Annotated in this window: 22 protein-coding genes and 2 tRNA genes; 3 read left to right on the forward strand and 21 right to left on the reverse strand. The window is 70.7% G+C overall.

What is annotated here, in order from left to right; translation table 11 throughout:
• Nucleotides 1–517: 517 nt before the first annotated feature.
• The 12 genes from ACF1CT_RS14080 to ACF1CT_RS14135 all read right to left on the reverse strand — a co-directional run bounded on the left by ACF1CT_RS14080 (nucleotide 518) and on the right by ACF1CT_RS14135 (nucleotide 11,555).
• Entirely contained in the window at nucleotides 518–1,363 is an 846-nt protein-coding gene (locus ACF1CT_RS14080) for a DegV family protein (RefSeq protein WP_391784069.1), read from the reverse strand.
• A gap of 178 nt (nucleotides 1,364–1,541) precedes the next feature.
• Entirely contained in the window at nucleotides 1,542–2,297 is a 756-nt protein-coding gene (locus tag ACF1CT_RS14085) for a hypothetical protein (protein ID WP_391784070.1), read from the reverse strand.
• Nucleotides 2,298–2,611: 314 nt separating this feature from the next.
• Complete coding sequence (leuS, locus tag ACF1CT_RS14090; protein ID WP_391784071.1) at nucleotides 2,612–5,485, reverse strand: leucine--tRNA ligase; 2,874 nt, start codon at nucleotides 5,483–5,485, stop codon at nucleotides 2,612–2,614.
• 329 nt (nucleotides 5,486–5,814) lie between these two features.
• Nucleotides 5,815–5,887 (reverse strand) — tRNA-Ala (locus ACF1CT_RS14095).
• 168 nt (nucleotides 5,888–6,055) lie between these two features.
• Nucleotides 6,056–6,289 (reverse strand): hypothetical protein, encoded by a 234-nt coding sequence (locus ACF1CT_RS14100; RefSeq protein WP_015608461.1) that lies wholly within the window; start codon nucleotides 6,287–6,289, stop codon nucleotides 6,056–6,058.
• A gap of 601 nt (nucleotides 6,290–6,890) precedes the next feature.
• A tRNA-Ala gene (locus ACF1CT_RS14105) sits at nucleotides 6,891–6,963 on the reverse strand.
• Nucleotides 6,964–7,208: 245 nt separating this feature from the next.
• Nucleotides 7,209–7,862 (reverse strand): histidine phosphatase family protein, encoded by a 654-nt coding sequence (locus ACF1CT_RS14110; protein WP_391784221.1) that lies wholly within the window; start codon nucleotides 7,860–7,862, stop codon nucleotides 7,209–7,211.
• Nucleotides 7,859–8,290, reverse strand: coding sequence for a ribosome silencing factor (gene rsfS / locus ACF1CT_RS14115; protein WP_391784072.1), 432 nt, complete (start codon nucleotides 8,288–8,290; stop codon nucleotides 7,859–7,861). Before rsfS ends, ACF1CT_RS14110 begins: the two co-directional genes overlap by 4 nt.
• Before the next feature lie 365 nt (nucleotides 8,291–8,655).
• Nucleotides 8,656–10,473 (reverse strand): LytR C-terminal domain-containing protein, encoded by a 1,818-nt coding sequence (locus ACF1CT_RS14120; RefSeq protein WP_391784073.1) that lies wholly within the window; start codon nucleotides 10,471–10,473, stop codon nucleotides 8,656–8,658.
• Between the two features lie 15 nt (nucleotides 10,474–10,488).
• Entirely contained in the window at nucleotides 10,489–11,106 is a 618-nt protein-coding gene (gene nadD / locus ACF1CT_RS14125; RefSeq protein WP_391784074.1) for a nicotinate-nucleotide adenylyltransferase, read from the reverse strand.
• A 38-nt stretch (nucleotides 11,107–11,144) separates the two neighbouring features.
• A complete protein-coding gene (locus ACF1CT_RS14130; RefSeq protein WP_391784075.1) occupies nucleotides 11,145–11,309 on the reverse strand; it encodes a hypothetical protein in 165 nt (54 codons plus the stop codon).
• An 84-nt stretch (nucleotides 11,310–11,393) separates the two neighbouring features.
• The gene (locus tag ACF1CT_RS14135) at nucleotides 11,394–11,555 is read right to left on the reverse strand and encodes a hypothetical protein (protein ID WP_391784076.1); all 162 of its coding nucleotides are present in this window, start codon (nucleotides 11,553–11,555) and stop codon (nucleotides 11,394–11,396) included.
• Between the two features lie 110 nt (nucleotides 11,556–11,665).
• On the opposite strand from ACF1CT_RS14135, the gene ACF1CT_RS14140 reads away from it, so the two are divergent.
• Nucleotides 11,666–12,802, forward strand: coding sequence for a M48 family metallopeptidase (locus ACF1CT_RS14140; RefSeq protein ID WP_391784077.1), 1,137 nt, complete (start codon nucleotides 11,666–11,668; stop codon nucleotides 12,800–12,802).
• Here the strand turns inward: ACF1CT_RS14140 and ACF1CT_RS14145 are convergent.
• From ACF1CT_RS14145 to proB, 5 genes are all read right to left on the reverse strand, one after another.
• Entirely contained in the window at nucleotides 12,726–13,859 is a 1,134-nt protein-coding gene (locus ACF1CT_RS14145; protein WP_391784078.1) for a hypothetical protein, read from the reverse strand. The two genes, ACF1CT_RS14140 and ACF1CT_RS14145, sit on opposite strands and share 77 nt — an antisense overlap.
• A 373-nt stretch (nucleotides 13,860–14,232) precedes the next feature.
• Complete coding sequence (locus ACF1CT_RS14150) at nucleotides 14,233–14,850, reverse strand: hypothetical protein (RefSeq protein WP_391784079.1); 618 nt, start codon at nucleotides 14,848–14,850, stop codon at nucleotides 14,233–14,235.
• Nucleotides 14,851–14,925: 75 nt separating this feature from the next.
• Nucleotides 14,926–16,209, reverse strand: a complete 1,284-nt coding sequence (locus ACF1CT_RS14155; RefSeq protein ID WP_391784080.1) for a glutamate-5-semialdehyde dehydrogenase — start codon at nucleotides 16,207–16,209, stop codon at nucleotides 14,926–14,928.
• 144 nt (nucleotides 16,210–16,353) lie between these two features.
• A complete protein-coding gene (locus tag ACF1CT_RS14160; RefSeq protein ID WP_391784081.1) occupies nucleotides 16,354–16,905 on the reverse strand; it encodes a hypothetical protein in 552 nt (183 codons plus the stop codon).
• Between the two features lie 145 nt (nucleotides 16,906–17,050).
• Nucleotides 17,051–18,184: a glutamate 5-kinase gene (gene proB / locus ACF1CT_RS14165; RefSeq protein ID WP_391784082.1), complete on the reverse strand. Its 1,134-nt coding sequence runs from the start codon at nucleotides 18,182–18,184 to the stop codon at nucleotides 17,051–17,053.
• A gap of 426 nt (nucleotides 18,185–18,610) precedes the next feature.
• Here proB and ACF1CT_RS14170 point away from each other — a divergent pair, with 426 nt between their 5' ends.
• Nucleotides 18,611–20,653, forward strand: a complete 2,043-nt coding sequence (locus tag ACF1CT_RS14170; RefSeq protein WP_391784083.1) for a glycosyltransferase family 2 protein — start codon at nucleotides 18,611–18,613, stop codon at nucleotides 20,651–20,653.
• An 81-nt stretch (nucleotides 20,654–20,734) separates the two neighbouring features.
• Nucleotides 20,735–21,334, forward strand: coding sequence for a dTDP-4-dehydrorhamnose 3,5-epimerase (gene rfbC / locus ACF1CT_RS14175; RefSeq protein WP_391784084.1), 600 nt, complete (start codon nucleotides 20,735–20,737; stop codon nucleotides 21,332–21,334).
• 126 nt (nucleotides 21,335–21,460) lie between these two features.
• Here rfbC and ACF1CT_RS14180 read toward each other — a convergent pair whose 3' ends face one another.
• From ACF1CT_RS14180 to ACF1CT_RS14195, 4 genes are all read right to left on the reverse strand, one after another.
• Nucleotides 21,461–22,255: a class I SAM-dependent methyltransferase gene (locus tag ACF1CT_RS14180; RefSeq protein WP_391784085.1), complete on the reverse strand. Its 795-nt coding sequence runs from the start codon at nucleotides 22,253–22,255 to the stop codon at nucleotides 21,461–21,463.
• 156 nt (nucleotides 22,256–22,411) lie between these two features.
• A complete protein-coding gene (gene rfbD, locus ACF1CT_RS14185; protein WP_391784086.1) occupies nucleotides 22,412–23,290 on the reverse strand; it encodes a dTDP-4-dehydrorhamnose reductase in 879 nt (292 codons plus the stop codon).
• Nucleotides 23,287–24,273 (reverse strand): dTDP-glucose 4,6-dehydratase, encoded by a 987-nt coding sequence (gene rfbB / locus ACF1CT_RS14190; RefSeq protein ID WP_391784087.1) that lies wholly within the window; start codon nucleotides 24,271–24,273, stop codon nucleotides 23,287–23,289. The genes rfbD and rfbB overlap by 4 nt, the downstream gene beginning before the upstream one ends.
• Entirely contained in the window at nucleotides 24,270–25,340 is a 1,071-nt protein-coding gene (locus ACF1CT_RS14195) for a glucose-1-phosphate thymidylyltransferase (RefSeq protein WP_391784088.1), read from the reverse strand. Before ACF1CT_RS14195 ends, rfbB begins: the two co-directional genes overlap by 4 nt.
• Between the last annotated feature and the right edge of the window lie 105 nt (nucleotides 25,341–25,445).

Raw genomic sequence — 25,445 nt, forward strand, 5'->3', positions numbered from 1 at the left:
CAGGTACGCGGCGGGTTCCGGAGCGGAGGGCTTCCGTTCCGCAGCCGGTGTACGACGCCCGCCGTCCGCCCCTTCCACGAGCACGCCCGCCTCTCCCGCAGACGCACCCGCCCCGTCCACGAGCACGCCCGCCTCTTCCGCAGTCGTGCCCGCCCCGTCCACGAGCACGCCCGCCTCTTCCGCAGACGCACCCGCCCCGTCCATGAGCGCGTCCGCCCGGCGACGCGACGCCGCCGCAACGCTTGCCGTACGTCCGCGCGACGGTCGTCGCCGTCCGGGGCCGAGGCCGGAACCGCCACGGGCACGCCCCGGTCCGCCGCCGTTTCCGCCGGTTGCACGATGTGTTCGCAGAGCCATGCCTCATGACGGTAGGCACCTCCGCCCGAAGCCGCTGAGCCGCTCCGATTTCCGTGGACAACGGGCCAGTTGTGGATATCTCGACCACTCCGAGGAGTGACGTGGCACCTCTCTCGGTGCCACGGCGGCAAGCTGCCGTGGCACCGGACCGGGACCGGCCTCAGCGGGGTGAGACCACCGCTCCGAGCAGGCCGGGGCCGGTATGCGCGCCGATCACCGCTCCCACCTCGCTGACGTGCAGGTCGACCAGGCCGGGCACGCGCTCGCGCAGCCGCTCGGCGAGCCGCTCCGCCCGCTCCGGTGCCGCCAGATGATGCACGGCGACGTCCACCCGCCCGCTGCCCGCCCTCTCCGTGACGATCTCCTCCAGGCGGGCGATCGCCTTCGACGCCGTCCGTACCTTCTCCAGCAGTTCGATACGACCGCCGTCGAGCTGGAGGAGCGGCTTCACGGCGAGTGCCGATCCCAGCAGCGCCTGCGCGGCACCGATGCGGCCGCCACGCCGCAAGTAGTCCAGGGTGTCGACGTAGAAGTACGCGCAGGTGTCCGCGGCTCGCTTCTCCGCGGCTGCGACGGCCTCGTCCAGGCTTCCGCCCGCCTCCACCGTCTCGGCCGCCGTCAGAGCACAGAATCCGAGGGCCATGGCGACCATCCCGGTGTCCACCACTCGTACCGGAATCGGTGCGTCCGCCGCGGCGAGCAGCGCGGCGTCGTACGTGCCCGACATCTCGGCGGAGAGGTGCAGCGAGACGATGCCTTCGGCGCCGGCACCGGCCGCCGCCCGGTACGAGGCCGCGAAGACCTCCGGGCCCGGACGCGACGTCGTCACGGGACGGCGTTTCTGGAGCGCCACCGCGAGTGACCGGGCGGAGAGCTCGGTGCCGTCCTCCAGGGCCTGATCACCGAGGACGACGGTCAACGGCACCGCGGTGATGCCGTGCCGCTCCATCGTCTCGGGCGGCAGGTAGGCCGTGGAATCGGTAACGATCGCGACATGGCGGGACATGAGCGGGAGGTTACCTGGCGAGCCCTCCGCGCGGCAGTCCGGCCCCGCAGACCGGACACGCGTGACTCCGCCCCGCTCGTGCCCCTTCGCCGACGGCCGCACCGGCGGCCATACCGACAGCACCACCGGCGGCCATGCCACCAGCCATGTCACCGGTCATGAGGGGGGCCGGGACGTGTCAGTTCGTCGTCTCGGGTCTTGTCGCCTTCTGCCACGGGTACGCGGCCCTGTTCCGGGAGTCCGGAGAAGCTATCGCCTGCGCCACCCGGTCGTCCGGTCCCCCACTCCCCTGCCGACCGCCCCGTCGCCCGGGTCCGTGCGCCCGACCGTCGTCCCGCGTCCGACCGTCGTCCCGCGGACGGCTCTGTCCTCGGGCAGGCTCGTCCGGTCCCGCCGCCCAGTGCCTGAGAGCCCCGGCCTCCATGTCGATCTGTGCGTTCAACATGTCCAGGTCGTCATCGACGAAATGCTGTGCCCGGTCCCGCGCCGCCCACCGCAAGGAGTCCGCCGAGTGTGTGATCCGCTCCGTGCGCTCCTTCAGACCGGGAAGCAACGAGGCGACCGTCGCCCGGTCCGGTTCGCGCTCCAGTCTTCTGAGCTCCTCGTCGAGCACACGACCGTGCGCGCTCAGGCGCCGGAAGAGATCCAGCGACTCGGAGAGCGATGCGTCCTCGGCGACCCCCGTCCGCAGTGCCTCCTGCGTGGCCCGCATGGACATGCGCAACGAGAGCCGCAGCTGCGCCAGCTCTCCGCCCACGCCCGTGGCTCCATAGCTCTTCGCCCGCAGCGCGGTGTCCTCGACCGTGCGGCGTGCCTGAGTGATCGTGCGGTCCACACCCCGCTTCGCCGCGCCGATGGCCTTGACGCCCGCATACACGCCCAGCGCGACGAAAGCGAGAAAGAGCAATCCCAGAATCAGGATCACGGCTTCCATGAACGCCCCTCGGATGTCGTATCGGCTGCCGGGTGCCGGCCCCTCCACCGTAAACGGAAAAGGCAGGCCGAGGGTTCCTTCGGAACCCCCAACCTGCCCGTAGGGGAAGGCCCCCACATCCCGCGCGGCAACCCGCGCACCGGCCCGACGCCGACCGGTCGGCCGACGGACGCGGAGACGGTCCCGCGCCGGCGGGACCGCGTGCCGCGGCAACAGCTCGCCCGCACGGCCACGCCGACGCTCACGGCCCCGTCACCGTCATCGTCACCGCGCCCGCGCGATCACGAACCGCCCCGCCGACGCGACCGCCGCCGTCACGCCGGAACGATGTTGACCAGCTTCGGAGCCCGCACGATCACCTTGCGGATCCCCGCGCCGTCCAGCGCCGCGACCACGGCCGGGTCGGCCAGGGCCAGCGCCTCCAGTTCCTCGTCCGCGATCGACGGGGAGATCTCCAGGCGCGCCTTGACCTTGCCCTTGACCTGTACGACGCAGGTCACGGTCTCGTCCACGACGTACGCCGGGTCCGCGACCGGGAAGTCCTGGTGCACGACGGACTCGGTGTGGCCCAGTCGCCGCCACAGCTCCTCGGCGATGTGCGGTGCCAGCGGCGCCACCAGCAGCACCAGCGGCTCGGCGACGGACCGGGGCAGCGGGCCGCCCGTCTTGGTCAGGTGGTTGTTCAGCTCGGTCACCTTGGCGATGGCCGTGTTGAAACGCATCCCGGCCATGTCCTTGCCGACCCCGTCGATCGCCTTGTGCAGCGCCCGCAGCGTCTCCTCGCCCGGCTCCGCGTCGACGACCGTGACCTCACCGGACTCCTCGTCGACGACGTTGCGCCACAGCCGCTGCAGCAGCCGGTACTGGCCGACGACGGCACGCGTGTCCCACGGCCGCGACACGTCCAGCGGGCCCATCGCCATCTCGTACAGGCGCAGCGTGTCCGCCCCGTACTCGGCGCAGATCTCGTCCGGTGTGACGGCGTTCTTCAGGGACTTGCCCATCTTGCCCAGGACGCGGCTGACCTTCTCGCCCTGGTGGTAGAACTTTCCGTCGCGCTCCTCGACCTCGGCCGCCGGGACCGCGATGCCGCGGCCGTCCCGGTAGACGTAGGCCTGGATCATGCCCTGGTTGTACAGCTTGTGGAACGGCTCGGCGGACGAGATGTGTCCCAGGTCGTGCAGCACCTTGGACCAGAAACGCGCGTACAGCAGGTGCAGGACGGCGTGCTCGGCACCGCCCACGTACAGGTCGACGCCGCCGGTCGGCTGCCCCTCGCGCGGGCCCATCCAGTACTGCTCGATCGCCGGGTCGACCAGCTTCTGTCCGTTGTTCGGGTCCAGGTAGCGCAGTTCGTACCAGCAGGATCCCGCCCAGTTGGGCATGGTGTTGGTCTCGCGGCGGTACTTCTTCGGACCGTTGCCGTCGCCCAGGTCCAGGGTGACGTTCACCCAGTCGGCGTTCCGGGACAGCGGGGTCTCGGGCTGGGTGTCGGCGTCGTCCGGGTCGAAGGTGCGCGGCGAGTAGTCGTCGACCTCCGGCAGCTCCAGCGGCAGCATCGACTCGGGCAGCGGGTGGGCGACGCCGTCCTCGTCGTAGACGATCGGGAACGGCTCGCCCCAGTAGCGCTGACGGCTGAACAGCCAGTCGCGCAGCCGGAAGTTGACGGTGCCCTCGCCGACGCCGTGTTCCGTCAGCCACTCGGTGATCTTCGCCTTGGCCTCGACGACCCCCAGGCCGTCCAGCGAGATCTCCTCGTTGGCGGAGTTGACCAGCTTCGCGTCGTACGAGCTGAAGGCGTCGTCCCAGGTCGAGGGGTCGGTGCCACGGTCATCCGCCGGCTCGACGACACAGCGCATCGGCAGCTCGAAGGCGCGCGCGAAGGCGAAGTCGCGCGCGTCGTGCGCCGGTACGGCCATGATCGCGCCGGTGCCGTAGCCCATCAGCACGTAGTCGGCGATGAAGACCGGAACCTTCTCGCCGCTGACCGGGTTGATCGCGTACGCACCGGTGAAGACACCGGTCTTGTCCTTGGCCTCGGCCTGCCGCTCCACGTCGGACTTGGCGGCTGCCTGCTTGCGGTAGGCGGCGACGGCGTCGGCCGGGGTGGCGTGCCCGCCAGTCCACACCGGGTGGGTGCCCTCGGGCCAGGCGGCCGGAACGATCCGCTCGACCAGCCCGTGCTCGGGCGCCAGCACCATGTAGGTGGCGCCGAACAGGGTGTCCTGGCGGGTGGTGAAGACGGTGATGCCGCCGTCGCCGTCGACCGGGAAGTCGACACGCGCGCCCTCGGAACGCCCGATCCAGTTGCGCTGCTGCAGCTTGATCGCCTCGGGCCAGTCCAGCCCGTCCAGGTCGTTCAGCAGCCGGTCGGCGTAGGCCGTGATGCGCATGTTCCACTGGCGCAGCTTGGCCTTGAAGACCGGGAAGTTCCCGCGCTCGGAACGGCCGTCGGCGGTGACCTCCTCGTTGGCCAGCACAGTGCCCAGACCGGGCGACCAGTTGACCGGCGCGTCCGAGGCGTACGCCAGGCGGTATCCGCTCAGGACGTCCGCGCGCTCGACGGCGTTCAGCGCACTCCAGTCACGGCCGTCCGGGGTGCGTCGGGCACCGCTGTCGAACTGTGCGACGAGTTCGTCGATCGGGCGGGCCCGGTCGGCCTCGGTGTCGTACCAGGAGTTGAAGATCTGCAGGAAGATCCACTGGGTCCACTTGTAGTACTCCGACTCGATCGTGGCGAACGAGCGGCGCTTGTCGTGGCCCAGTCCCAGCCTGCGCAGCTGGGTGGTCATGTTCTTGATATTGGCCTCGGTGGAGACCCTCGGGTGTGTACCGGTCTGCACGGCGTACTGCTCCGCGGGCAGCCCGAAGGCGTCGAAGCCCAGGGTGTGCAGCACGTTGTGCCCGGTCATCCGCTGGTGGCGCGCGAAGACATCGGTGGCGATGTAACCCAACGGGTGGCCGACGTGCAGGCCCGCACCGGAGGGGTACGGGAACATGTCCATGATGAATTTCTTCGGCTTGGCGGCCAGTTCCGGATCGTCCGCCAGGTCACCGGTCGGGTTCGGCGCCTCGTACGTGCCCTCGGCGTCCCAGAAGTCCTGCCAGCGTGCCTCGATGTCGGCGGCCATCGCCGCCGTGTAGCGGTGCGGCGCAGCCGCCTCGGCTGCGGAATTCGTCTCGCTCATGATCCTCAAAGCTCCATCGATCGTCATCTGCCGGCGCCCACGTCTACGGACACGCGTCCACGGAAACGAAAAATCCCCTCGCACAGGAGGGGACGCCGCGCCGATTCCGACCAGGCATTCTCACCGGTCGGGACTGATCAGCGCGGCTCGCTAAGCAGAAGGCGTACGGCACGCATGGCGCCAGGGTACCGCACGGGCCCGGATCGGGGCCGGGTGCGGCCGGATCATGGACAGGTGGCCCCGGGCCACGGAGCGGCTCATCACGACGCGACCGGGCATACGGGAAGCGGGTCACCCTCTGAGGATGACCCACTTCCCGTACTTCACTGTGGAGCTAAGGAGAATTGAACTCCTGACCTCCTGCATGCCATGCAGGCGCTCTACCAACTGAGCTATAGCCCCGTGTTGTGCACCGCCCGGTTCCCCGTGGCGACATCGAGAACATTACCGGTGACCCCGCCCGTCCACCAAATCGATTCCCGTCCGGCCGCCACGACCCGACGCGCGCGGCCGTGACCGGCCGCAGGACGCGGGATTCGCACGGCGGCGAGCCTCACGCGGTGGTGGGCCTCACGCGGTGGCGAAGGAGTAGAAGCGCTTGAGCGTGCAGTGCTCCTCCAGGAGCCGCCCGTAGATCGGCTCCCCCTCCAGCTCCCGATAGGTCTCGATGGGGTCGCCCTTTATGATCAGCGCCCGCGCGCACTCCTCGCACCAGTACTGGTACTCGGGGTTGATCGGGTCCATGTCCCTCACGATGGGCGTGCCGCTGCCGCACCAGTCACATTTCCGCCTGTGTGCACCCATGGGTCAGCTCCGGCTCCGGTCGCCGGCCGAACAGGGCCGGGACGCCGGGCGGTTGCCACCGGAAGGCCGGGCCGCACCGGCCGGGCCATCGGCAGGGCGGTGGGCGTCGGCACGGCGTTCGGGGACGAGGCGCCGGTCCGGGACCTCGTGGCGGCTCGCAGGCATCGCGCGGTCCCTCCCGTTCGGTCCGTAGCCCCCTCCGGCGTTCCGATTCTGCCATGACCTCGCAAGAGGGCGGCTCGCCCGCGTGTCCGGGCGGTCACCGATGCCCGACGAGGCCCTCGGGCACGACGGTGCGGCACCTCCGGAGCCCCGTCGTCGCGCCGTTCCTTCACGCCCCGGCCCGCACACCCGGGCGCGGGCCCGGGACACGGCCGTCGGCCGACGGGGTGCGGAATCGGCACCGGCACCGGCACCGGCACCGCGGACTCCCGAGCCGGGTGGCAACTTCCGTACGGGACGCGCCTGCCGGAGAACGACGACGATGACCGCGTGTCAACTGACCTCAGCCCCCGGGACAGGCGGAACACAGAGAGAGGGGAGAAGGGAGTGGGACGAACGAAAGGATCCCGCCCCCTGACGGGGACGGGATCCTTGATTGTGGAGCTAAGGAGAATTGAACTCCTGACCTCCTGCATGCCATGCAGGCGCTCTACCAACTGAGCTATAGCCCCGCTGTTCACCGGGTTTCCCCGCGCTTCCGCGCTGCGAACAAGAAGAACTTTAGCCTGTGACCAGTCGGAAAGTGAAATCCGGCTGATGCCGCTTCGTGGCTGCCCCCGACTCCGCTCCGGTCCGCCGCCGCGGGCAAGCCCCGGCGCCACCGTACCCGGTCGTCCGGAGGCCACCCGGAGGTCGCCGGGAACCGGGGCGGGCATCCCGGCTCCCCGGGAGAGCGGACGGGCGAACCGAACGGCCCTCAGGTGTCGTCGCCGAGCACCGGCTCGGGCAGCGTGCCCGCGTTGTGCTCCAGCAGGCGCCAGCCGCGGGCGCCCTCGCCCAGCACCGACCAACAGCAGTTGGAGAGCCCGCCCAGCCCTTCCCAATGGTGCGACTCCAGGCCCAGCAGTCGCCCGATGGTGGTGCGGATGGTGCCACCGTGACTGACCACGACGAGCGTGCCGCTGTCGGGCAGCTTGTCGGCGTGCTCAAGGACGACCGGGGCAGCCCGGTCGGCGACCTCGGTCTCCAGTTCCCCGCCACCGCGACGTACGGGCTCGCCGCGTTTCCACGCGGCGTACTGCTCGCCGTACTGTCCGATGATCTCCTCGTGGGTGAGGCCCTGCCAGGCTCCGGCGTAGGTCTCGCGCAGCCCCGCGTCGTGCGCGACTTCGATACCGGTGATCGCGGCGAGCTCGGCCGCCGTGGCGGCCGCCCGTCGCAGATCCGAGGCGACGATCGCGTGCGGCTTCAGCGAGGCGAGCAGCCGGGCGGCCCGTCGGGCCTGCCCCACGCCCGTCTCGGTGAGAGCGATGTCCCTGGAGCCCTGGAACCGGCGCTCCAGGTTCCATGCCGTCTGGCCGTGCCGCCAGAGAACGATCTTGCGGCCCCTGCCGCTTCCGCTGCCGTTCAGCTCTGCTCACCTTCCGTACCGCCGGTGAGCTGCGCGTGCTCCTCGGCCTTGCCGCGGGTCCTGACGGCGTCCTCGGGGAGCGCGATCTCGGGGCAGTCCTTCCAGAGCCGCTCCAGCGCGTAGAAGACGCGTTCCTCGTTGTGCTGGACGTGGATGACGATGTCGACGTAGTCGAGAAGGATCCAGCGGGCGTCGCGGTCGCCCTCACGGCGTACCGGCTTGGCTCCGAGCTCCTTCTGGAGCCGCTCCTCGATCTCGTCGACGATGGACTTGACCTGACGGTCGTTGGGCGCCGAGGCCAGCAGGAAGGCGTCCGTGATCGACAGCACATCGCTGACGTCGTACGCGATGATGTCGTGCGCGAGCCGGTCGGCGGCGGCCTGGGCGGCGGTGTTGATGAGCTCGATGGAGCGGTCCGTAGCGGTCACAAGCAGGCTTTCGTCGACGGGCGATCAACCTCGGGGAGGTTGCTGGGGGCCTCTGGGAGGCTGCTGAAGGTTCCCGGCCGGATCGACCCGCGGCACCGGTGCGTACGGGCGGGGCCGCCGGGACGGTCTCCCGGCCGAACCGCCGGACCGTTCGGGCAACGCCGAGACGTACGCGCCGGGCGCCCGGAGGTCCGGCCGGAATCTTCAGCACCCCCTAGGGTCTCACGGACCGCCGACAGCCCACACAAACACGCGTTCTCAACCTCGGTCGGCGTCGGCAGGGCGGCCCGGCGGCCGGGCGGGAATGCCCCGGTCACCACCCGCCCGGGCCCGACTCACCCTGTTGCGGCCCCGCCACGCCCCGGTCATTTGACCTTGTAGTCCTGGCCGAGCACGACGGACACATCCGCGTTCGCGGCGGGTTTGCCCTGCTTCACCGCGCTCGTCGGCAGCCCGAGGGTCTTGGCCACCTGCGTCGCCGTCTCCTTCTCCGCCGGGGCCTCGTAGACCACCTCGGACAGCGCCGCGGTCTCGGCCGTCCCGCTGCCGACGAAGGCGTAGCCGCCGTTGACCAGCTGGACCCGGGCCGAATTCACGCCGTCCTTGTTGCCGGTGGCGTTCTTGACCCCGACGCGCACCGTTGCGCCGGCCTCCGGAGCCTTCACCGTGCCGCCCAGGACGTTCTTGACGACGCTCTCGGTGGCCGCGTCGGTGAGCGTGCCGTCGTCCTGCACCGGCAGCAGTTCCGTCTTGTAGTCGCCGACCTTCGCCTGGTGCGCGAGCCTCGCCAGGGAGGCGCCGAGGTCCTTCTCGGGAAGCGACGGGTCGAGGATCTGCGCCAGCGTCTGCACGGTGACGGTGGCAGTCTTCGGGTCGTCCGAAATCTTCCGCAGCACCCCCCGAAGTACCTCCCCGAACCGTGTGAGCTGCTTGTCCTCGGCCTCGCCGGGCGCCCGGTAGGTGGCGTAAGCGACGGCCATCCGGCCGCTCAGGGTCTGCGTCTCACCCTTCTTCACCAGCGGCGAGGCATCCGCCTTCGCGTCCGGCACGTCGGTGTCGGTGTCGATGTCGATGTTGCCGACGAGATCGACGAGGGTCTCCAGGTACGGGGTGTCGAGCCGCCAGGTCCCACTGATGCTGGTACCGAGCAGCGTGTCGATCGCTTCGCGCGTGCCGGTGGTGTCGTCGGCCTCGACGGACTTGCCGAGAGTGGTCGCGGCCCCGTCGTCGTCGGCGACCGCGAGCGAGTTGGGAAGCAGGACCGTGGTCCCCCGCTTGGTCGTCACGTTGTCGACGAGCAGCGCCGTGGAGGTGCCGCCCTTCTTGGTGTCGTGCAGGTGGAGCACGATGACGTCCCGCTTCTGCGGACCCGCCGACGCGGTGGCGCCCTTCTCCGAATCGGAGAGACCGGGGAGCTTTCCGGCGGACCAGAGGTAGCCGACGCCGCCGACGACCACCAGGGCCGCCACGACTATCAGTGCGATCAGACGGTTGCGTCCGCGGCGTCGGGCCTCCTCGCGCCGCTCGCTGCGGCTCTCGGTGAACTTGAGCCAGTCGATGACGTCTTCGGAGTTCTCGTCGGGCTCCTCGATGAAGGAGAACTGCTCGGTGCGGTAGTCGGAGCGGCGCTGCTCCGGAACGACTGGCTCCGGTTCGGTCCCGTCCGTGGACGCCGGCCGTGGTTCCGGTTCGGACGGGGCGGGTGCGGACGGTGACGGCTGCGCGGGGGCCTGCTGCGGCCGGTACGAACCGTCCTGCTGCGGGGGCGCCGTCGCCTGCTGGGGGATGTTCCACTGCTGGGTGGTGTCGACCGCCGCGGGCTGCGGGCCCGTGTCATGGCCGTAGTCGTCGTAACCGCCGTACGTCTGCTGTCCGGGCCCGAACTGCTGTTGTTGCTGATGCTGTTGCTGCTGTTGCTGCTGGGTGTACGGGTCGTACGCCGACGGCTGCGCGTAGGGGTCGTATCCGTAGCCCTGGCCGGGCTGCTGCGGATGCTGGGGCTCCTGCGCGTACGGGGTCTGCTGCGCCTGCTGTTGCGGCTGCGCGTACGGGTCGTACGTGCCGTATGCCTGCTGCCCGGCCTGCTGCTCGGCCTGCTGATACACCGGCTGACCGTATTCGTCGTAGCCGATGATCTGCGGCTGCTGGTAATACGGGTCGTACGGGTTCTGTCGGTCGTTCACCGGTGCCCCTCTGACTCATTCGCCGCGGTACAGCTGGCGCTTGTCGATGTAGCGAACCACACCGTCCGGGACCAGATACCAGACCGGCTCCCCCTGGGCGACCCTCTCGCGGCAGTCCGTGGAGGAGATCGCGAGCGCGGGCACCTCCACCAGCGAGACCCCGCCCTCCGGGAGTCCGGGGTCCGTCAGCGTGTGACCCGGCCGGGTGACCCCGATGAAGTGCGCGAGCGAGAAGAGTTCGTCGGCGTCCCGCCAGGTGAGGATCTGGGCGAGCGCGTCCGCGCCGGTGATGAAGAAGAGGTCGGCGTCGCCGTGGGTCGCCCGCAGGTCCCGCAGCGTGTCGATGGTGAACGTCGGTCCGCTGCGGTCGACGTCGCTCCGGCTTACCGAGAACTGTGGATTGGACGCCGTGGCGATGACCGTCATCAGGTAGCGGTCCTCGGCCGGGGAGACATGCTTGTGGCTCTTCTGCCAGGGCTGCCCGGTCGGGACGAAGATCACCTCGTCGAGGTGGAACTGGGCGGCCACTTCGCTGGCCGCCACCAGGTGTCCATGATGGATCGGGTCGAACGTCCCGCCCATGACGCCGATACGGCGTCTTCCGCTGCCGGTAGGCACTTCCTGCTCTCCCATGCGTGCAGAGCCTACTGGCACAGTTGTTCGCCCTTGCTTCAGCGGTCGCGGTTGAAGCGCGTGGTGATCCACAGCAGGAGCATCAGCACGACGAACGCACCGCCACCGGTGACGATCGGCTGGAGGCTCGAGTGGTTGCCACCGTGCTCGCCGCCCTCGGCGGCGAGGGTGACCAGCTGGTGCGCGGTGCTCGTGAGGCTCATCTTCGGCAGGACCTATCGATCGGGGGTCGGAAGGTGGACGTCGCGCACATCGTATGCGGGCGCCCCGGGCACGCTCACGCCGACTCAGTCGTTGGCGTCGTTGTTGTCGTCGCTGCGGTATCCGCGGAGCAGGAACCAGGCGAGCAGTCCTGCGCCGATGAGCGAGGCGAGCAGCACGATGCGGAGCGTGGCGCCGGGCCCCTGGTCCTTGGATGCGGCGGCGAGCAGAGCAACGGTGTGCGGCATGTCGGGCGTCTCCTCAGTTATCCACAGCCCCCCGCACACCGTAGCCCCAGCGCCTACGCTGGGGTTCGTCAGGGGGCGAGCGACGTCTCGTACGAACAGGGGGCCCATTCATGACCGAACGCAATCACGAGAGCGGCGGGAACGCACCGAGCAGGCAGCGGCGGCGTTTCGCGGGAATCTCGTCCCGGGCCTATGAACACCCGGCGGACCGCTCGGCCCTGGTGGCCCTGCGCAAGCTGAGCGGTTTCGACACCGTCTTCAAGACCCTGAGCGGTCTGCTGCCCGAGCGCAGCCTGCGACTGCTCTTCCTCTCGGACTCCGTCCGGGTGAGCGACGCGCAGTTCGCCCACCTCAACGACATGCTGCGTGACGCGTGCTACGTCCTGGACCTGGAGAAGGTCCCGCCGATGTACGTCAACCAGGACCCGCAGCCCAATGCCATGTGCATCGGCCTCGACGAGCCGATCATCGTGGTGACGACGGGGCTGGTGGAGCTGCTGGACGAGGAGGAGATGCGGGCCGTCATCGGCCACGAGGTGGGGCACGCGCTCTCCGGCCACGCCGTGTACCGCACGATCCTGCTGTTCCTCACCGGTATCGCGCTGAAGGTCGCCTGGATCCCGCTGGGGAACGTGGCGATCATGGCGATCGTCACGGCGCTGCGCGAGTGGTTCCGCAAGTCGGAGCTGTCGGCCGACCGGGCGGGACTGCTGGTCGGCCAGGATCTACAGGCATCCATGCGCGGCCTGATGAAGATCGCGGGCGGCAATCATCTCCACGAGATGAACGTGGACGCCTTCCTGGCCCAGGCCGACGAGTACGAGAAGGGCGGCGACCTGCGCGATTCCGTACTCAAGATCCTCAACCTGCTGCCGCGCTCGCACCCGTTCACCACGGTGCGCGCGGCCGAGCTCAAGAAGTGGTCCGAGTCCCGCGACTACCAGCGGATCATGGACGGCCATTACCCGCGTCGCGACGAGGACAAGGACACCTCCGTGACGGACTCCTTCCGGCAGTCCGCGGCGCACTACGCCGACGCGGTGCGCACCAGCAAGGACCCGCTGATGAAGCTCGTCGGCGACATAGCGGGCGGCGCCGGTGACCTGGGCGGCAAGCTCCGCGACAAGTTCACCGGCCAGACCGGCGGGAGCCCGGCCGGCAAGGACGGCGCTACGGACGGCTCCCCGGGGCCGACGGGGCCGGAGGAGCCTCGGAACCCTGATGCGCCGGGGTCCCAGGGGAGCTGACCACCAGAGTCCCGCAGAGCGCCGCCGTGGGCCGGTCCGTGTCGTACGGGTCGGTTCCCGCGGGGCCGCGGGGGGTGGCGCGTTCACCGGCGAGCAGGGGCCGCAGTGTGCCCGTGGTGTCCGTCGGGCAGGCCTGCGGTCCTGCCTGGACGTAGCTGGATCGCAGCTCCAGCCGGTGCAGTCGCAGGTCCTCCCGGTCGAGTCGGAAGTGCAGCTCGCGCCGGACGGTGAAGAGCGAGTCGCCACCCGCCCGGTGGGAAGCGGAGCCGGCGGGGCGGAGTACGTAGGTGAAGGTGTGGTCCGACACCACCTCCAGGGTGTCGGCCCCCGCCTCGCTGTAGCTCAGGGTGCCCCGGACGCGGATGTCGGGATCGGCGAGGGCCACCTTCGCCGGGTCGAAGTGGACGAGCCAGCCCGCGGGGGCGTGCCGCCCGTCGTCGTCCGGCTTGTTCATGCTGCGTTCGAACTGGGCCATCTGGTCGGGGTCCAGCAGTTTTTCCACCGGCCGCAGCGCCTGCCCGGTGAGGACGTCGGGATCGAGCGAGGAGGCCACCACATAGGCCTCGACCGTGGTCAGAGCCGCTGCCACCTGGTTGTCCGAGAAGTTGTCCGTTGCCCTTGCCGGTGGCGGATTGATGCCCTCGGCGCCCGTCGCGAACTGTGCGGCGGGGCTCTTCGCGAGGAGGGCGGCGGCCGTTCCGCCGGGTACGGGCCCGATCGGCGCCAGCGGGATGACGGTCGACCTCAGGGGTTCGACCTTCCGGCCGACGGATGCCTGGTAGGGGTGGCGGAACCCCATGTACACGGCTGTTCCGAAGGCCAGGGCGATCAGCAGGACCAGCACGATCGCGGCTCTGGATCCGGTCTTGAATCTTCGGGGCGGGAGACTGCGCACGGCAGGGGTGTGGTCCGCGATGCGCTCCTGGGCGGAGAACTCCTTCAGCCGGGCGGCCCGCACGAACGACTCGTCGAAGACGAGCGACCGGTACTCGTCCTCACCGCCGCCACCCGGGGGGTTCTCGGACGGGCCTTCTGGTGGTTCTCCGCGGTCTGCCATGACTTCTCCCGACTCCACGTCACCGACCGGGGCCGAAACGCTTCGCTCTGCTTCGGCCCAAGGCTTCGGACAGGGCCCGCCGGTCAGGGCGCTCATGACACCCATGACCACCCGTGTACGGACGAGTGAGAAGCCCCCTCGGAGAGAGGGGTCACACCTTCAGGGTAGGTCGATTACGGCCGCGGTAAACGCCGGGCCGTGGGAGAACCCTCCGGGAGCCGTGCCGTCCCGGTGAACGGGCCGCGGCCACCACGGCCGGCTGTTGGGCGGGTGCCCGCACGGGAACCGGCCGCCCCGGCGGAGGGCGTCGGCGGGCCTGTCCGGGGCGGGCAGAAGGGGATTCCTCACGGGCACGGTCGTGTCCGGGCTCGCCTCACCGGCCGTGCGCGGCCCGGCCTCCACCGGATACCGCCGAGACCGTCGGCCGGAGGTGTCCGGCCGACATCGACGGCACGGTGCCCCCGGCCGGCCCGGGGGCCGTGTCCACGCCCGTGGTGGCGGGCGGCGGGGCGGGCTCCTGCCGGTTTCCGGAGCTGTTGTGGTAGACGGCCCCGAAGGCGAGCACGACCATTCCGATGCCCATCAGCACGGCGAGCACCCAGGCCACCGGCCGGTGCCAGCGGGCCGACCCGCGGTAGGGGCGCAGCGCGCCGCCGTGTCTCCCGTAGGGACTGCCGTAGGCGCCCCCGTCGGGATTCGACGGGTCGTCGTGAACGTCCTCGTCGCCGAACCCGCCGCCCCGGTCGTACCCGGGGTCGAGGAAGTCGTCGTCGAGCGGGCCGCTGCCCGCCCGGGACCGGGAGGCCTCGGCCTCGGCACGCGCCTGTGCCGCGGCGAGCAGTCGCTCCACCGCGGTGGGTTCGTGGATCTCGGCGGCCCGTACGAAGTCCTCGTCGAACACCACGGAGGCGAAGTCCTCGTCCGCGCCCCCGCGGTCGTCGTCGGGCTCCCAGCCGTCCGGGAACGGCCTGCCCCCCACGTCGTCCGGCACAGCTCCAGACTAGACCCGGCGGGTCGTTCTGGGCAGGGAGCCCGCGACATTCACCGAACCCGGACGTTCACCCGGTCACCGTACGTGGCCGTCGCCCGTGACGATGTACTTCGTCGAGGTCAGCTCGGGCAGTCCCATCGGGCCCCTGGCGTGCAGCTTCTGCGTGGAGATGCCGATCTCGGCGCCGAAGCCGAACTGGCCGCCGTCGGTGAAGCGGGTGGACGCGTTCACGGCCACCGTCGTGGAGTCGACCAGTTGGGTGAACCGGCGGGCCGCGGCCTGGGAGGTGGTCACGATCGCCTCGGTGTGGCCGGAGGACCAGAGCCGGATGTGTGCGACGGCCGCGTCCAGGGAGTCCACCACGGCCGCGGCGATGTCGTAGGAGAGGTACTCGGTCTCCCAGTCCTCCGGGGTCGCCGCCACCACGGTGGCCCGGGATCCGCTGGCGTGTTCGAGGACCCGCTCGTCGCCGTGCACGGTGACCCCCGCGTCGGCCAGCGCGTCCAGGGCGCGGGGCAGGAAGTCCGCGGCGATGTCCTTGTGGACCAGGAGTGTCTCGGCGGCGTTGCAGACGCTCGGACGCTGCGCCTTGGAGTTGACCAGGATGTCGACGGCCATGTCGAGGTCGGTCCGCGCGTCCACGTAGACGTGGCAGTTGCCGGTGCCCGTCTCGATCACCGGCACGGTGGACTCCTCGACCACGGTGCGGATCAGCGAGGCGCCACCGCGCGGGATCAGGACGTCGACGAGGCCGCGGGCCCGCATCAGTTCGTGCACCGATTCGCGGCTCTCCCCCGGCACCAACTGCACCGCGTCGGCGGGCAGTCCCGATCCCCCGACCGCGTCGCGCAGCACCCGTACGAGTGCGGCGTTGGAGGAGCGGGCGGAGGACGAACCGCGCAGCAGCGCGGCGTTGCCGGACTTCAGGCAGAGCGCGGCCGCGTCGACCGTCACGTTGGGCCGGGCCTCGTAGATGATCCCGACCACGCCGAGCGGTACCCGGACCTGCCGCAGGTCGATGCCGTTGGGCAGGGTCGAGCCGCGGACGACCTCGCCGACCGGGTCGGGCAGCGCCGCCACGTCCCGCACGTCGGCGGCGATGGCGCGGATCCGTTCCGGGGTGAGGGTGAGCCTGTCGATGACCGACTCGCTGGTCCCGGCTTCGCGCGCACGGGTCACGTCCTCGGCGTTGGCGGCGACGATCTCGCTCGACCGCACTTCCAGCGCGTCGGCGATCGCCAGCAGCGCGTCGTCCTTCACCGCGCGTGGCAGCGGCGCGATGTCGGCGGCGGCGGACCGTGACCGGTAGGCGGCCTGGGCGACCGGGGACATGTTGTCGTACGGCGAGAGCGTGGTCATGCCCGCAGCGTAGTGCGCACACTGCGGGCATCCGTCACGTATCCCGTGATGCGAGACGACTGCCCCGCGGACCGGCCGCGCCCGTCGCCGCCGCCCGCCGGCCGCGCCCACCGGCTCTGCCCCGGACGTCCTCGGCGCCGCCGTTCAGTACGGGTGCACTCCGACCGGGGCCGCCGGGGGCGGACCGTATCCCTCGGCGACGCGCTGGTGGTACGTCTCGCGGTCGATGACTTCCAGACCGACGATCTCCCAGGGCGGGAGCCCGGCGGTGGAACGGTGCTCTCCCCAGAGCCGCAGCGCGACCGCCGCCGCGTCGTGCAGGTCGCGGGCCTCCTCCCAGTACCGGATTTCCGCGTGGTCGTTGGCGTACCTGCTGGTCAGCAGGAAGGGGTGGTCGTGCGCGAGTTGTTCGAGACCACGTCTGACCTCGCCGAGCGGGATCTCGGCGCCCGAGACGCTCAGCGTGACGTGCCAGAGTCTGGACGGGGCACGCTCGGGGGTGCGCTCCGTCCGCACCGCCTTCGGCCCGGTCCGTACCGCCGTCGGCCCGGGTACCGGCAGCGGTCCGGGCTCGTCGGTCCGGTCGTCCGTACGGTCCACGGGCCGACTGCCGTCGAAGCCGGCGCCCGCTCCGACGCTGGTCAGGGCCCGGCCACCCGCTCCTCGGGGCGGTGCCCCCGGGCGCACTCGTCTCACCGGCCGCCTCCTGTGCATGCGATTGCTGTGCTGGACCCCGCTGTGTCCCCGCTACAAAGTTGACCAGCCCGCGCCCCCGGATGGGGTGGTTTTCGTGAAGGTCTTCGCCCCGAGGCTGGACTTTCAGCCGTTTCAGGGGGTCCTTTCAGCGATGCAGGACGACAAGGTCGTCCCTGTGTACGACCTCGCGCTCGTAGGCCGGACCGAGTTCGCGGGCCAGGTCGCGGGTGGAGCGGCCGAGCAGTTGCGGGATCTCCTTGGCGTCGAAGTTGACGAGTCCGCGGGCCACGGCGCGGCCTTCGAGGTCGCGCAGTTCCACCGGATCGCCCGCGGTGAACTCGCCCTCGACCGCGGAGATACCGGCCGGCAGCAGCGAGCCGTGCCCCTCGACCACCGCCTGTACGGCCCCGTCGTCGAGGGTCAGCGCGCCCTGCGGGGTGGAGGCGTGGGCGAGCCAGAGCAGCCGGTCGGCCGACCGCCGGCCGGTGCGGTGGAAGTACGTACCGGTGTCGCGTCCGGCCAGGGCGTCGGCGGCCCGGCTCGTCGACGTGAGGACGACCGGCACACCGGCCGCGGTGGCGATCCGGGCGGCCTCGACCTTGGTGACCATGCCGCCGGTGCCGACGCCCGCCTTTCCCGCGCTGCCGATGACGACCCCCGCCAGGTCCTCGGGACCGGCCACCTCGGTGACCCGTGAGGCGCCCGGGATGCCCGGGTCGCCGTCGTAGAGGCCGTCCACGTCCGAGAGGAGCACCAGCAGATCCGCGCGGACCAGGTGAGCGACGAGCGCCGCGAGCCGGTCGTTGTCGCCGAACCGGATCTCGTCCGTGGCGACGGTGTCGTTCTCGTTGACGATCGGGAAGGCGCCCATGTCCAGGAGCTGGTCGAGGGTGCGGCAGGCGTTGCGGTAGTGGGCGCGGCGGCTCGTGTCGTTGCTGGTGAGCAGGACCTGGCCGACGCGTACGCCGTAGCGGGCGAAGGAGGCGGTGTACCGGGCGACGAGCAGACCCTGGCCGACACTGGCGGCGGCCTGCTGTCTGGCCAGGTCCCTGGGACGGCGGTGCAGGCCGAGCGGGGCGAGTCCGGCCGCGATGGCGCCGCTGGAGACGAGCACGATCTCGCGCTCCCCGCCGCTGCGCACCTTGGCGAGCACGTCGACGAGCGCGTCGACGCGGTCCGCGTCGAGGCCGCCCGCCGCGGTGGTGAGGGAGGAGGAACCTACCTTGACCACGATCCTGCGGGCCTCTGTGACGCCCTGCCTTGCCCCTGACACGTACATCCCCAATGAATCGGCCTCGCCCGGCCCCCGCAATCTACGCGAACGGAGGAACGGGCGCCCGCGCGTTCCGTCCCGTGGACGTCCGGCGCCCCCGTGTCCGGCGGGCCGACGGGCTCGTCCGGCCGCCGGTCGCCGCCCGTCCGCCCGGCCCGGGTCGTGCCGGGAAGGCACACCACAGGTACACCACAGCGGATAAAGCCATTGATATGGAATTCCTTTTCACCATCCCCTGCCGCGATCCCCACTCGTGCCGAACAATCGAATTCCATCGAACAAATCGAACTCTCGCCCCCGTCGGAACGTCTCCTCCACACGGAAGCCGATAGGGTGCACGGCGGCCGTTCCCCCCTATTCCCTCGGCCCCGCACGTACCGCCCCCGTCCGCGCCGCCGTTTCCGGGGACCTCTCAGACATGGGAAAAGAGCGATGTCAGTCAAAGTAAGTGTCGTCATTCCCGTTTACAATCCGGGCAAGTACATCGACCCCTGCATCGACTCGCTGTTGCGACAGTCCCTCCCCGCGGGCGAGTTCGAAATCCTCTTCGTCAACGACGGGTCGACGGACGACACTCCCGAACGACTCGAAAAACTCGCCGCGGACCACCCGCACGTCCGGGTGATCACCATCCCCAACTCCGGGTGGCCGGGAAAACCCCGCAACATCGGTGTGTCCGAGGCGAGGGGCGCGTACGTGCAGTTCGTCGACCAGGACGACCACCTCGCCCCGGACGCGCTGCGGCGCCTGTACGAGATGGGTCACCGCAACGGCTCGGACATCGTCATCGGCAAGGTGGCCAGCAACTTCCGGGGCGTGCCGCACGGCGTGTTCAGGAAGAACCGCGAGAAGTGCACCCTCCACGACGCCCCGCTGTACGACAGCCTGACCCCGCACAAGATGTTCCGTACGGACTTCCTCCGCGAGAACGGCATCGCCTACCCCGAGGGCAGGCGCCGGCTGGAGGACCAGCTGTACATGATGCGGGCGTACTTCCCCGCGAAGGTCGTCTCGGTCCTCGGGACCTACACCTGCTACCACTACTCCCGGCGCGACGACGGCAAGAACGCGGGCTCCACCAGGATCGTCCCGTCCGAGTACTACGGGAACCTCCGCGAGGTCCTGGACGTCGTCGTGGCGAACACCGAGCCGGGCGCCTTCCGGGATCTGCTGCTCCGCCGCTTCTACCGGGTCGAGATGCTGAGCAGGCTGAGCGAGCCGGCGGTCGTCAGGTACCCGTCCGACTTCTTCCACCGGATGGTCGACGCGATCAGGCCGCTGGCGCTCGACTTCATGGCGGACGGCGTGCACGACGGCCTCGGTCCGCTGCTGCGGGTGCGGTCCGCGCTCCTGCGCGAGGACGACCGGGAGGGGCTCCTCCGCGTCGCCCGCTTCGCCGGGACCGTCGCGGCGTCGGCCCGCCTGGAGAAGTTCGCCTGGCAGCCGGACGGGCGCGTCGCCGTCACCGTCACCGCCCGGCTGGTCCACGGCGACGGGCGGGAACCGGTGAGGCTGCTGCGCCGGGACGGCCGCTATTTCCTGCATCCGGACAACGGCGGCGGCCTGTCGGCGCGGGACGAACTCCTTGACGTCACCGACGACATCGACGGCTTCACCGCCGAGTTGTCGCTGCGCAATCGTGAGACGGCCGTCGAATGGCCCTGCCCCGCCTCGTTCTCCCGGGAGACCGACGACCTCGGTGACGGGACCTGCGAGATCGTGCTGCGCGGCACCGGTCACGTGTCCGCGGAGGCCGTCGAGGGCCGCGGCCGCCTCTCCCGCGGTTTCTGGGACGTCTGGGTGCCGATGCGCGGTCTGGGCCTGGTCCGCAAGGCGCGGCTGGGCGCCGATCGCGCACCGGAGGTGGACGCGGCCTGCCTGCCCGCGTCGCTCGGCTCGCCCGCCCGCGCCGTCATCCCCTACTTCACCGACCCGAACGGCAACCTCACGCTCGACGTGGGCCGCCGCGGCAAGAAACTCGCGGCCCACCTGGACGGGCGTCCGGTGCGACGGACACCGGGCCGTCGCCCCGAACTCCGGCTGGAACTCCTCACCACCCGTACCACCGCGCCGTCCGGCACCCGGCTGGTGCTGAGCCCGGCCGACGGGGGCGGCCCGGCCGTGCACACGCTGCGCACGGTGCTGCGCCCGACGAACGGCCGGGCCCATCTCGTCGTCCCGGAACGCGCCCCCGGCCTCGCGGAAGGCGCTTGGAATCTCTCCGTCCGGCTGGACGGGGAGAAGAACCCCGCGCTGCGCCTCTGCGCCGTCACCATCGGCGCGGGCGGGCGGATCCACCCGGATCCGGAACTGCCCCGGGCTCCGGAGTCGGTCATGGCCGGAGTCGTCGCGCGACGCCGGAAGGCGGCCCTGCGCCGGGCGCTGCGCCGGGTCGGCGGCCCCGTCGTGCGCAGGCTCCCCGCTCGGGGCCGGAAGCGGGCCCGCCGCCTCGCCGACCGGTTCCTCGCCGGCTGATCCCGGTCCCACCGGTTCGCCGTTCCCGGCGGGACGGCCCTCCCCAGCACCAGCACACCCACCCGAAAAGGACGTGATCGCATGCGGCAGCTCTCCATCGCAGGGGCCTGGGTGCACGAGCCCGAGGTGTTCCCGGACAGCCGCGGCAGTTTCCACGAGTGGTACAGGGCCGCGGACCTCGACGAGGCGGCCGGGCACCCGATGCGGCTCGCCCAGGCCAACTTCTCCACCTCCTGCCGGGGCACTCTGCGCGGCGTCCACTTCGCCGACGTGCCGCCGGGCCAGGCGAAGTACGTGAAATGCGTACGGGGCGCGGTACTGGACGTCGTCGTCGACATCCGGGCCGGCTCCCCCACGTACCGGCGGTGGGAGGCCGTCCGGCTGGATGACACGGATCACCGCGCCGTCTACCTCGCCGAGGGACTCGGCCATGCCTTCATGGCCCTGACGGACGACGCGTCGGTGGTGTACCTGTGTTCAGAGGGCTACGCGCCCGGCCGCGAGCACGGCATCAACCCGCTCGACCCGGAGTTGGGCATCGCATGGCCGGAGGGGATCGCCCCGCTGCTGTCCGAGAAGGACGCAGCGGCTCCCACGCTGGCCGAGGCCGAGCGGCGGGACCTGCTGCCCTCGTACGAGGCGTGCGAGGCCTACCGCGCGCGGGCGCGCGCCGGGGACTGAGCGGGCCGGGACCGTGCGAAGCCTCCGTCCGTACGGACCCGGCGGCTTCGCACGGCCCGTCCGGCCGGTCGCGGCCCACGCGCCGTTCCACCGGCCGGTGCCGGTCGGCCGGTCATGCCGGACCGGTCAGCCGGTCACGGCCTCGATGCGCCTGCGCAGGGGAGCCAACGCCGAACGGGGGCGGCGCAGATTGCGGGCGCGTGCCAGGGCCGGCCAGAAGTCGGCGCGGAGCAGCGTCTCGGGCCGGACCGCGTTCTTGCGCGCGAGTACTTCCTCGGGGACGTCCTGCGGGTCGGGGACGACGTACTCCTCGACGATCCGGTCGTACGCGGTCCTCAGGACCTCGTTCTCCGGGTCGGCGCCGAACACGACGGCCACCCCGGTCGGTGCCGTGTCGACCTCGACGACGACCAGGTCGGGGCGGAAGCGGCGGAGCACCTGGACCACCTTGTAGACGTCACCGGTCCAGAACGTGGTGTGGCGGTCGCGGGCCGCCTCGTCGATGTCGCGCGGCAGCATGTCGTCGAGCACGATCACGCTCGACCAGCGGGAGTGCTTCTCGACGTTCATGAAGTCGCGCAGGGCGTACTCGAAGAGGTGCATGCCGTCGATGAAGGCGAGCTCCACCTTCGGGTCCCCGCCGAACACGTTGAGCGGGTCACGGCGGGCGAGGGCGCGGAACGGGTTGCGGCCGTTGCGCAGGTGCAGCAGCGGATCCTTGCGGGCGAAGAACGCGTCGCTCGTGGCCCGCACCAGGTGCACATCGCAGCTGATGTCCGTGACCACCCGGAAGGCGGGATCGACGGCGACGGAGGGAACGCGAGAGAGGGCAAGGCTCCTGCCGTCGTTGACCCCGATCTCCAGATAGTTCCGGGGACGGTGGACACGGTGCAGATGTCGCAGGAATTCGTGGCGGTTCACGTGGAGCAGCCCTTCGGAAGGCGCCGACTGGTCCTCGCGAAATTACCGCATGCCCGCACCGCCGCGTGAGAATTCCCTTCCGCACGCACCTGTATCACTCACTTTTTGGAAGGGAACTGAATTTCCATAACTCATAAGATGATTCCACGATCGCCCTCACTGTGCCGCGATGAGCGCGGGAAAAGCTTCCCCCAACGCGTCCCGCCAGTCCCGGATCGGTTCGATCCCGGCCGCCGCCCAGCGCTCGTGTCCCAGCACGCTGAACGCGGGGCGGGGAGCAGGCCGCGCGAAGGCAGCGCCGGTCGTGGGGCGGACCCGGCCCGGATCGGCGCCGAGCAGCCGGAAGACCTCCCGGGCGAAGCCGCACCAGGTCGTCTCGCCGCCGCTGGTGCCGTGGTAGACGCCCGCGGGCGCGGTGCCCGCACGAGCGGCCCGGCCGAGCCGGACCAGCCGGTCGGCGAGGTCGGCCGTCCAGGTCGGCTGCCCGCGCTGGTCGTCGACCACGTCGAGGGTCTCCCTGACGCCCTCCAGCCCGATCATGGTCCGGACGAAGTTGCCGCCGGCCGCCCCGTAGAGCCAGGCCGTGCGCACCACGTAGCCGGTGTCGGGCAGGGTGTCGAGCACGGCGCGCTCGCCGGCCAGCTTGGTGCGCCCGTAGGCGGTGCGCGGCCCGGTGGGGTCGTTCTCGGCGTACGGTGTGGCGGCGTCGCCCGCGAAGACGTAGTCGGTGGAGACCTGGAGGAGGACGGCGCCGAGCTCGTGGCAGGCCCCGGCGAGGACCCCGGGGCCCGTGCCGTTGACCCGCAGCGCGGCCTCCTCCCGGGTCTCGGCGTCGTCGACCGCGGTCCAGGCGGCGCAGTTCACCACGACGGCGGGGCGATGCCGTACGAAGGCCGCCCGCACCGACGCGGCATCGGCGACGTCGACGGCCGCCCGGTCCGCGGCGACCGCGGTGACGTCCTCGTCGGCGAGCCGGGCCAGCACGTCCCGGCCCAGCATCCCGGCGGCCCCGGTGACCAGCCAGACGGCGTTCACAGGGCCGCCCTGCCCTTCAGCGGTTCCCACCAGGCGCGGTTGTCGCGGTACCACTGCACGGTCTCGGCGAGGCCGGTGCGGAAGTCCTTGCGGGGCTCGTAGCCGAGCTCCTCGCGGATCTTGGTGCAGTCGACCGCGTAGCGGCGGTCGTGGCCCTTGCGGTCCTCGACGTAGGTGACACCGGTGTCCCAGTCGGCGCCGCAGGCGTCCAGCAGCAGGCCGGTGAGTTCCTTGTTGGTGAGCTCGGTGCCGCCGCCGATGTTGTAGACCTCACCGGCCCGGCCCTTCGTGCGGACCAGTTCGATGCCCCGCACGTGGTCGTCGATGTGCAGCCAGTCGCGGACGTTGGCGCCGTCGCCGTAGAGCGGGACGGGCTCGCCGTCCAGCAGGTTGGTGACGAAGAGCGGGATGACCTTCTCGGGGAAGTGGTGGTGCCCGTAGTTGTTGGAGCAGCGGGTCACCCGCACGTCGAGGCCGTGGGTGCGGTGGTACGAGAGCGCGATCAGGTCGCCGGACGCCTTGGCTGCGGAGTACGGCGAGTTGGGCGCGAGCGGGTCGGTCTCGGGCCAGGAACCCTCGTCGATCGAGCCGTAGACCTCGTCGGTGGAGATGTGCACGAAGGGCCCGACGCCGGCCCGGTGCGCGGCGTGGATCAGGGTGTGGGTGCCCACGACATTGGTGCGGACGAACTCGGCACCGCCGTCGATGGAGCGGTCCACATGGGATTCGGCGGCGAAGTGCACCACCTGGTCGTGTTCGGCCATCAGCCCGGCGACCAGGTCGGCGTCGCAGATGTCGCCCCGCACGAATCCGAAGCCGGGGTGGTCGCGCACCTCGTCGAGGTTGGCCGGGTTGCCCGCGTAGGTGAGCTTGTCGAGCACGGTGACGGCGAGGTCGCCGGGGCCCTCGGGTCCGAGCACCGTGCGGACGTAGTGCGAGCCGATGAAACCGGCACCGCCGGTCACCAGGATGCGCGTGGTCATGAGGAGATCTGCACCTTGCTGTGGTCACCGAGCACGAGCCGGTGGGCGGACGGGGAACGAGGGGCGGGTGTCACCTCGACGTCACGGCCGATGAGCGACGCCTCCACGCGCCGGACGCCCGCGACGGACGCCCCCCGCAGGACGATGGAGTACTCGATCTCGCTGTCCTCGATGCGCACGTCCTCGGAGATCGACGTGAACGGACCCACGTACGAGCCGCTGATCACCGAGCGGGCGCCGATGATCGCGGGCCCGACGATGCGGCTGCCGTTGACCTTGGCGCCCGTCTCGATCCGTACCCGGCCGATGATCTCGCTGCCCTCGTCGACCTCGGCCTCCTCGTGGGAGGGGACGACGGTCTCCAGAACGGTGCGGTTGACCTCCAGCATGTCGGTGACGTTGCCGGTGTCCTTCCAGTACCCGCGGATCGTGGTGGACCGGACGTCTCGCCTCCGGTCGATCAGCCACTGGATGGCGTGGGTGATCTCCAGCTCCCCGCGCCAGGAGGGATCGATCGAGCGGACGGCCTCGTGGACGGCGGGGGTGAAGAGGTAGACACCGACGAGCGCCAGGTCGCTCTTGGGCTCCTTCGGCTTCTCCTCCAGGGCCACCACCCGGCCTCCGGCATCGAGTTCCGCGACGCCGAAGGACCTCGGGTCGGCCACCCGGGTCAGCAGGATCTGCGCGTCGGGCCGGTCCGAGCGGAACGCGTCCACCAGTGCGGTGATGCCGCCGACGATGAAGTTGTCACCGAGGTACATGACGAAGTCGTCGTCGCCCAGGAAGTCGCGGGCGATCAGCACCGCGTGCGCCAGGCCGAGCGGCTCCTCCTGCGGAATGTACGTGACCTCGATGCCGAGCCGGGAGCCGTCGCCGACCGCTTCCCGGATCTCCTCCGCGGTGTCGCCCACGACGATGCCGACCTCGGTGATGCCCGCGTCCGCGATGGCTTCCAGGCCGTAGAACAGCACCGGTTTGTTCGCCACCGGCACCAGTTGCTTGGCCGAGGTGTGCGTGATGGGCCGCAGGCGGGTGCCGGCCCCTCCGGACAGTACGAGAGCCTTCACGTGACCAGTCCTCATGGTGAGATGTCGGTCCTGTCGCGGCTGCGACCTGCTGGGCGACTCTACTGAGGATTACGGCACAATTCTCGGCACGGCGACTCCCCGAAA

The sequence above is a fragment of the Streptomyces sp. NPDC014734 genome, assembly GCF_043083325.1.
Lineage (GTDB): Bacteria > Actinomycetota > Actinomycetes > Streptomycetales > Streptomycetaceae > Streptomyces.

Excerpts from the sequence above, each read along its gene's own strand:
- ACF1CT_RS14080 (WP_391784069.1), bottom strand. The coding sequence starts at position 1,363 with ATGTCCCGCCATGTCGCGATCGTTACCGATTCCACGGCCTACCTGCCG.
- ACF1CT_RS14085 (WP_391784070.1), bottom strand. The coding sequence starts at position 2,297 with ATGGAAGCCGTGATCCTGATTCTGGGATTGCTCTTTCTCGCTTTCGTC.
- leuS (WP_391784071.1), bottom strand. The coding sequence starts at position 5,485 with ATGAGCGAGACGAATTCCGCAGCCGAGGCGGCTGCGCCGCACCGCTAC.
- ACF1CT_RS14100 (WP_015608461.1), bottom strand. The coding sequence starts at position 6,289 with ATGGGTGCACACAGGCGGAAATGTGACTGGTGCGGCAGCGGCACGCCC.
- nadD (WP_391784074.1), bottom strand. The coding sequence starts at position 11,106 with ATGGGAGAGCAGGAAGTGCCTACCGGCAGCGGAAGACGCCGTATCGGC.
- ACF1CT_RS14130 (WP_391784075.1), bottom strand. The coding sequence starts at position 11,309 with ATGAGCCTCACGAGCACCGCGCACCAGCTGGTCACCCTCGCCGCCGAG.
- ACF1CT_RS14135 (WP_391784076.1), bottom strand. The coding sequence starts at position 11,555 with ATGCCGCACACCGTTGCTCTGCTCGCCGCCGCATCCAAGGACCAGGGG.
- ACF1CT_RS14140 (WP_391784077.1), top strand. The coding sequence starts at position 11,666 with ATGACCGAACGCAATCACGAGAGCGGCGGGAACGCACCGAGCAGGCAG.
- ACF1CT_RS14145 (WP_391784078.1), bottom strand. The coding sequence starts at position 13,859 with ATGGCAGACCGCGGAGAACCACCAGAAGGCCCGTCCGAGAACCCCCCG.
- ACF1CT_RS14155 (WP_391784080.1), bottom strand. The coding sequence starts at position 16,209 with ATGACCACGCTCTCGCCGTACGACAACATGTCCCCGGTCGCCCAGGCC.
- proB (WP_391784082.1), bottom strand. The coding sequence starts at position 18,184 with ATGTACGTGTCAGGGGCAAGGCAGGGCGTCACAGAGGCCCGCAGGATC.
- ACF1CT_RS14170 (WP_391784083.1), top strand. The coding sequence starts at position 18,611 with ATGTCAGTCAAAGTAAGTGTCGTCATTCCCGTTTACAATCCGGGCAAG.
- rfbC (WP_391784084.1), top strand. The coding sequence starts at position 20,735 with ATGCGGCAGCTCTCCATCGCAGGGGCCTGGGTGCACGAGCCCGAGGTG.
- rfbB (WP_391784087.1), bottom strand. The coding sequence starts at position 24,273 with ATGACCACGCGCATCCTGGTGACCGGCGGTGCCGGTTTCATCGGCTCG.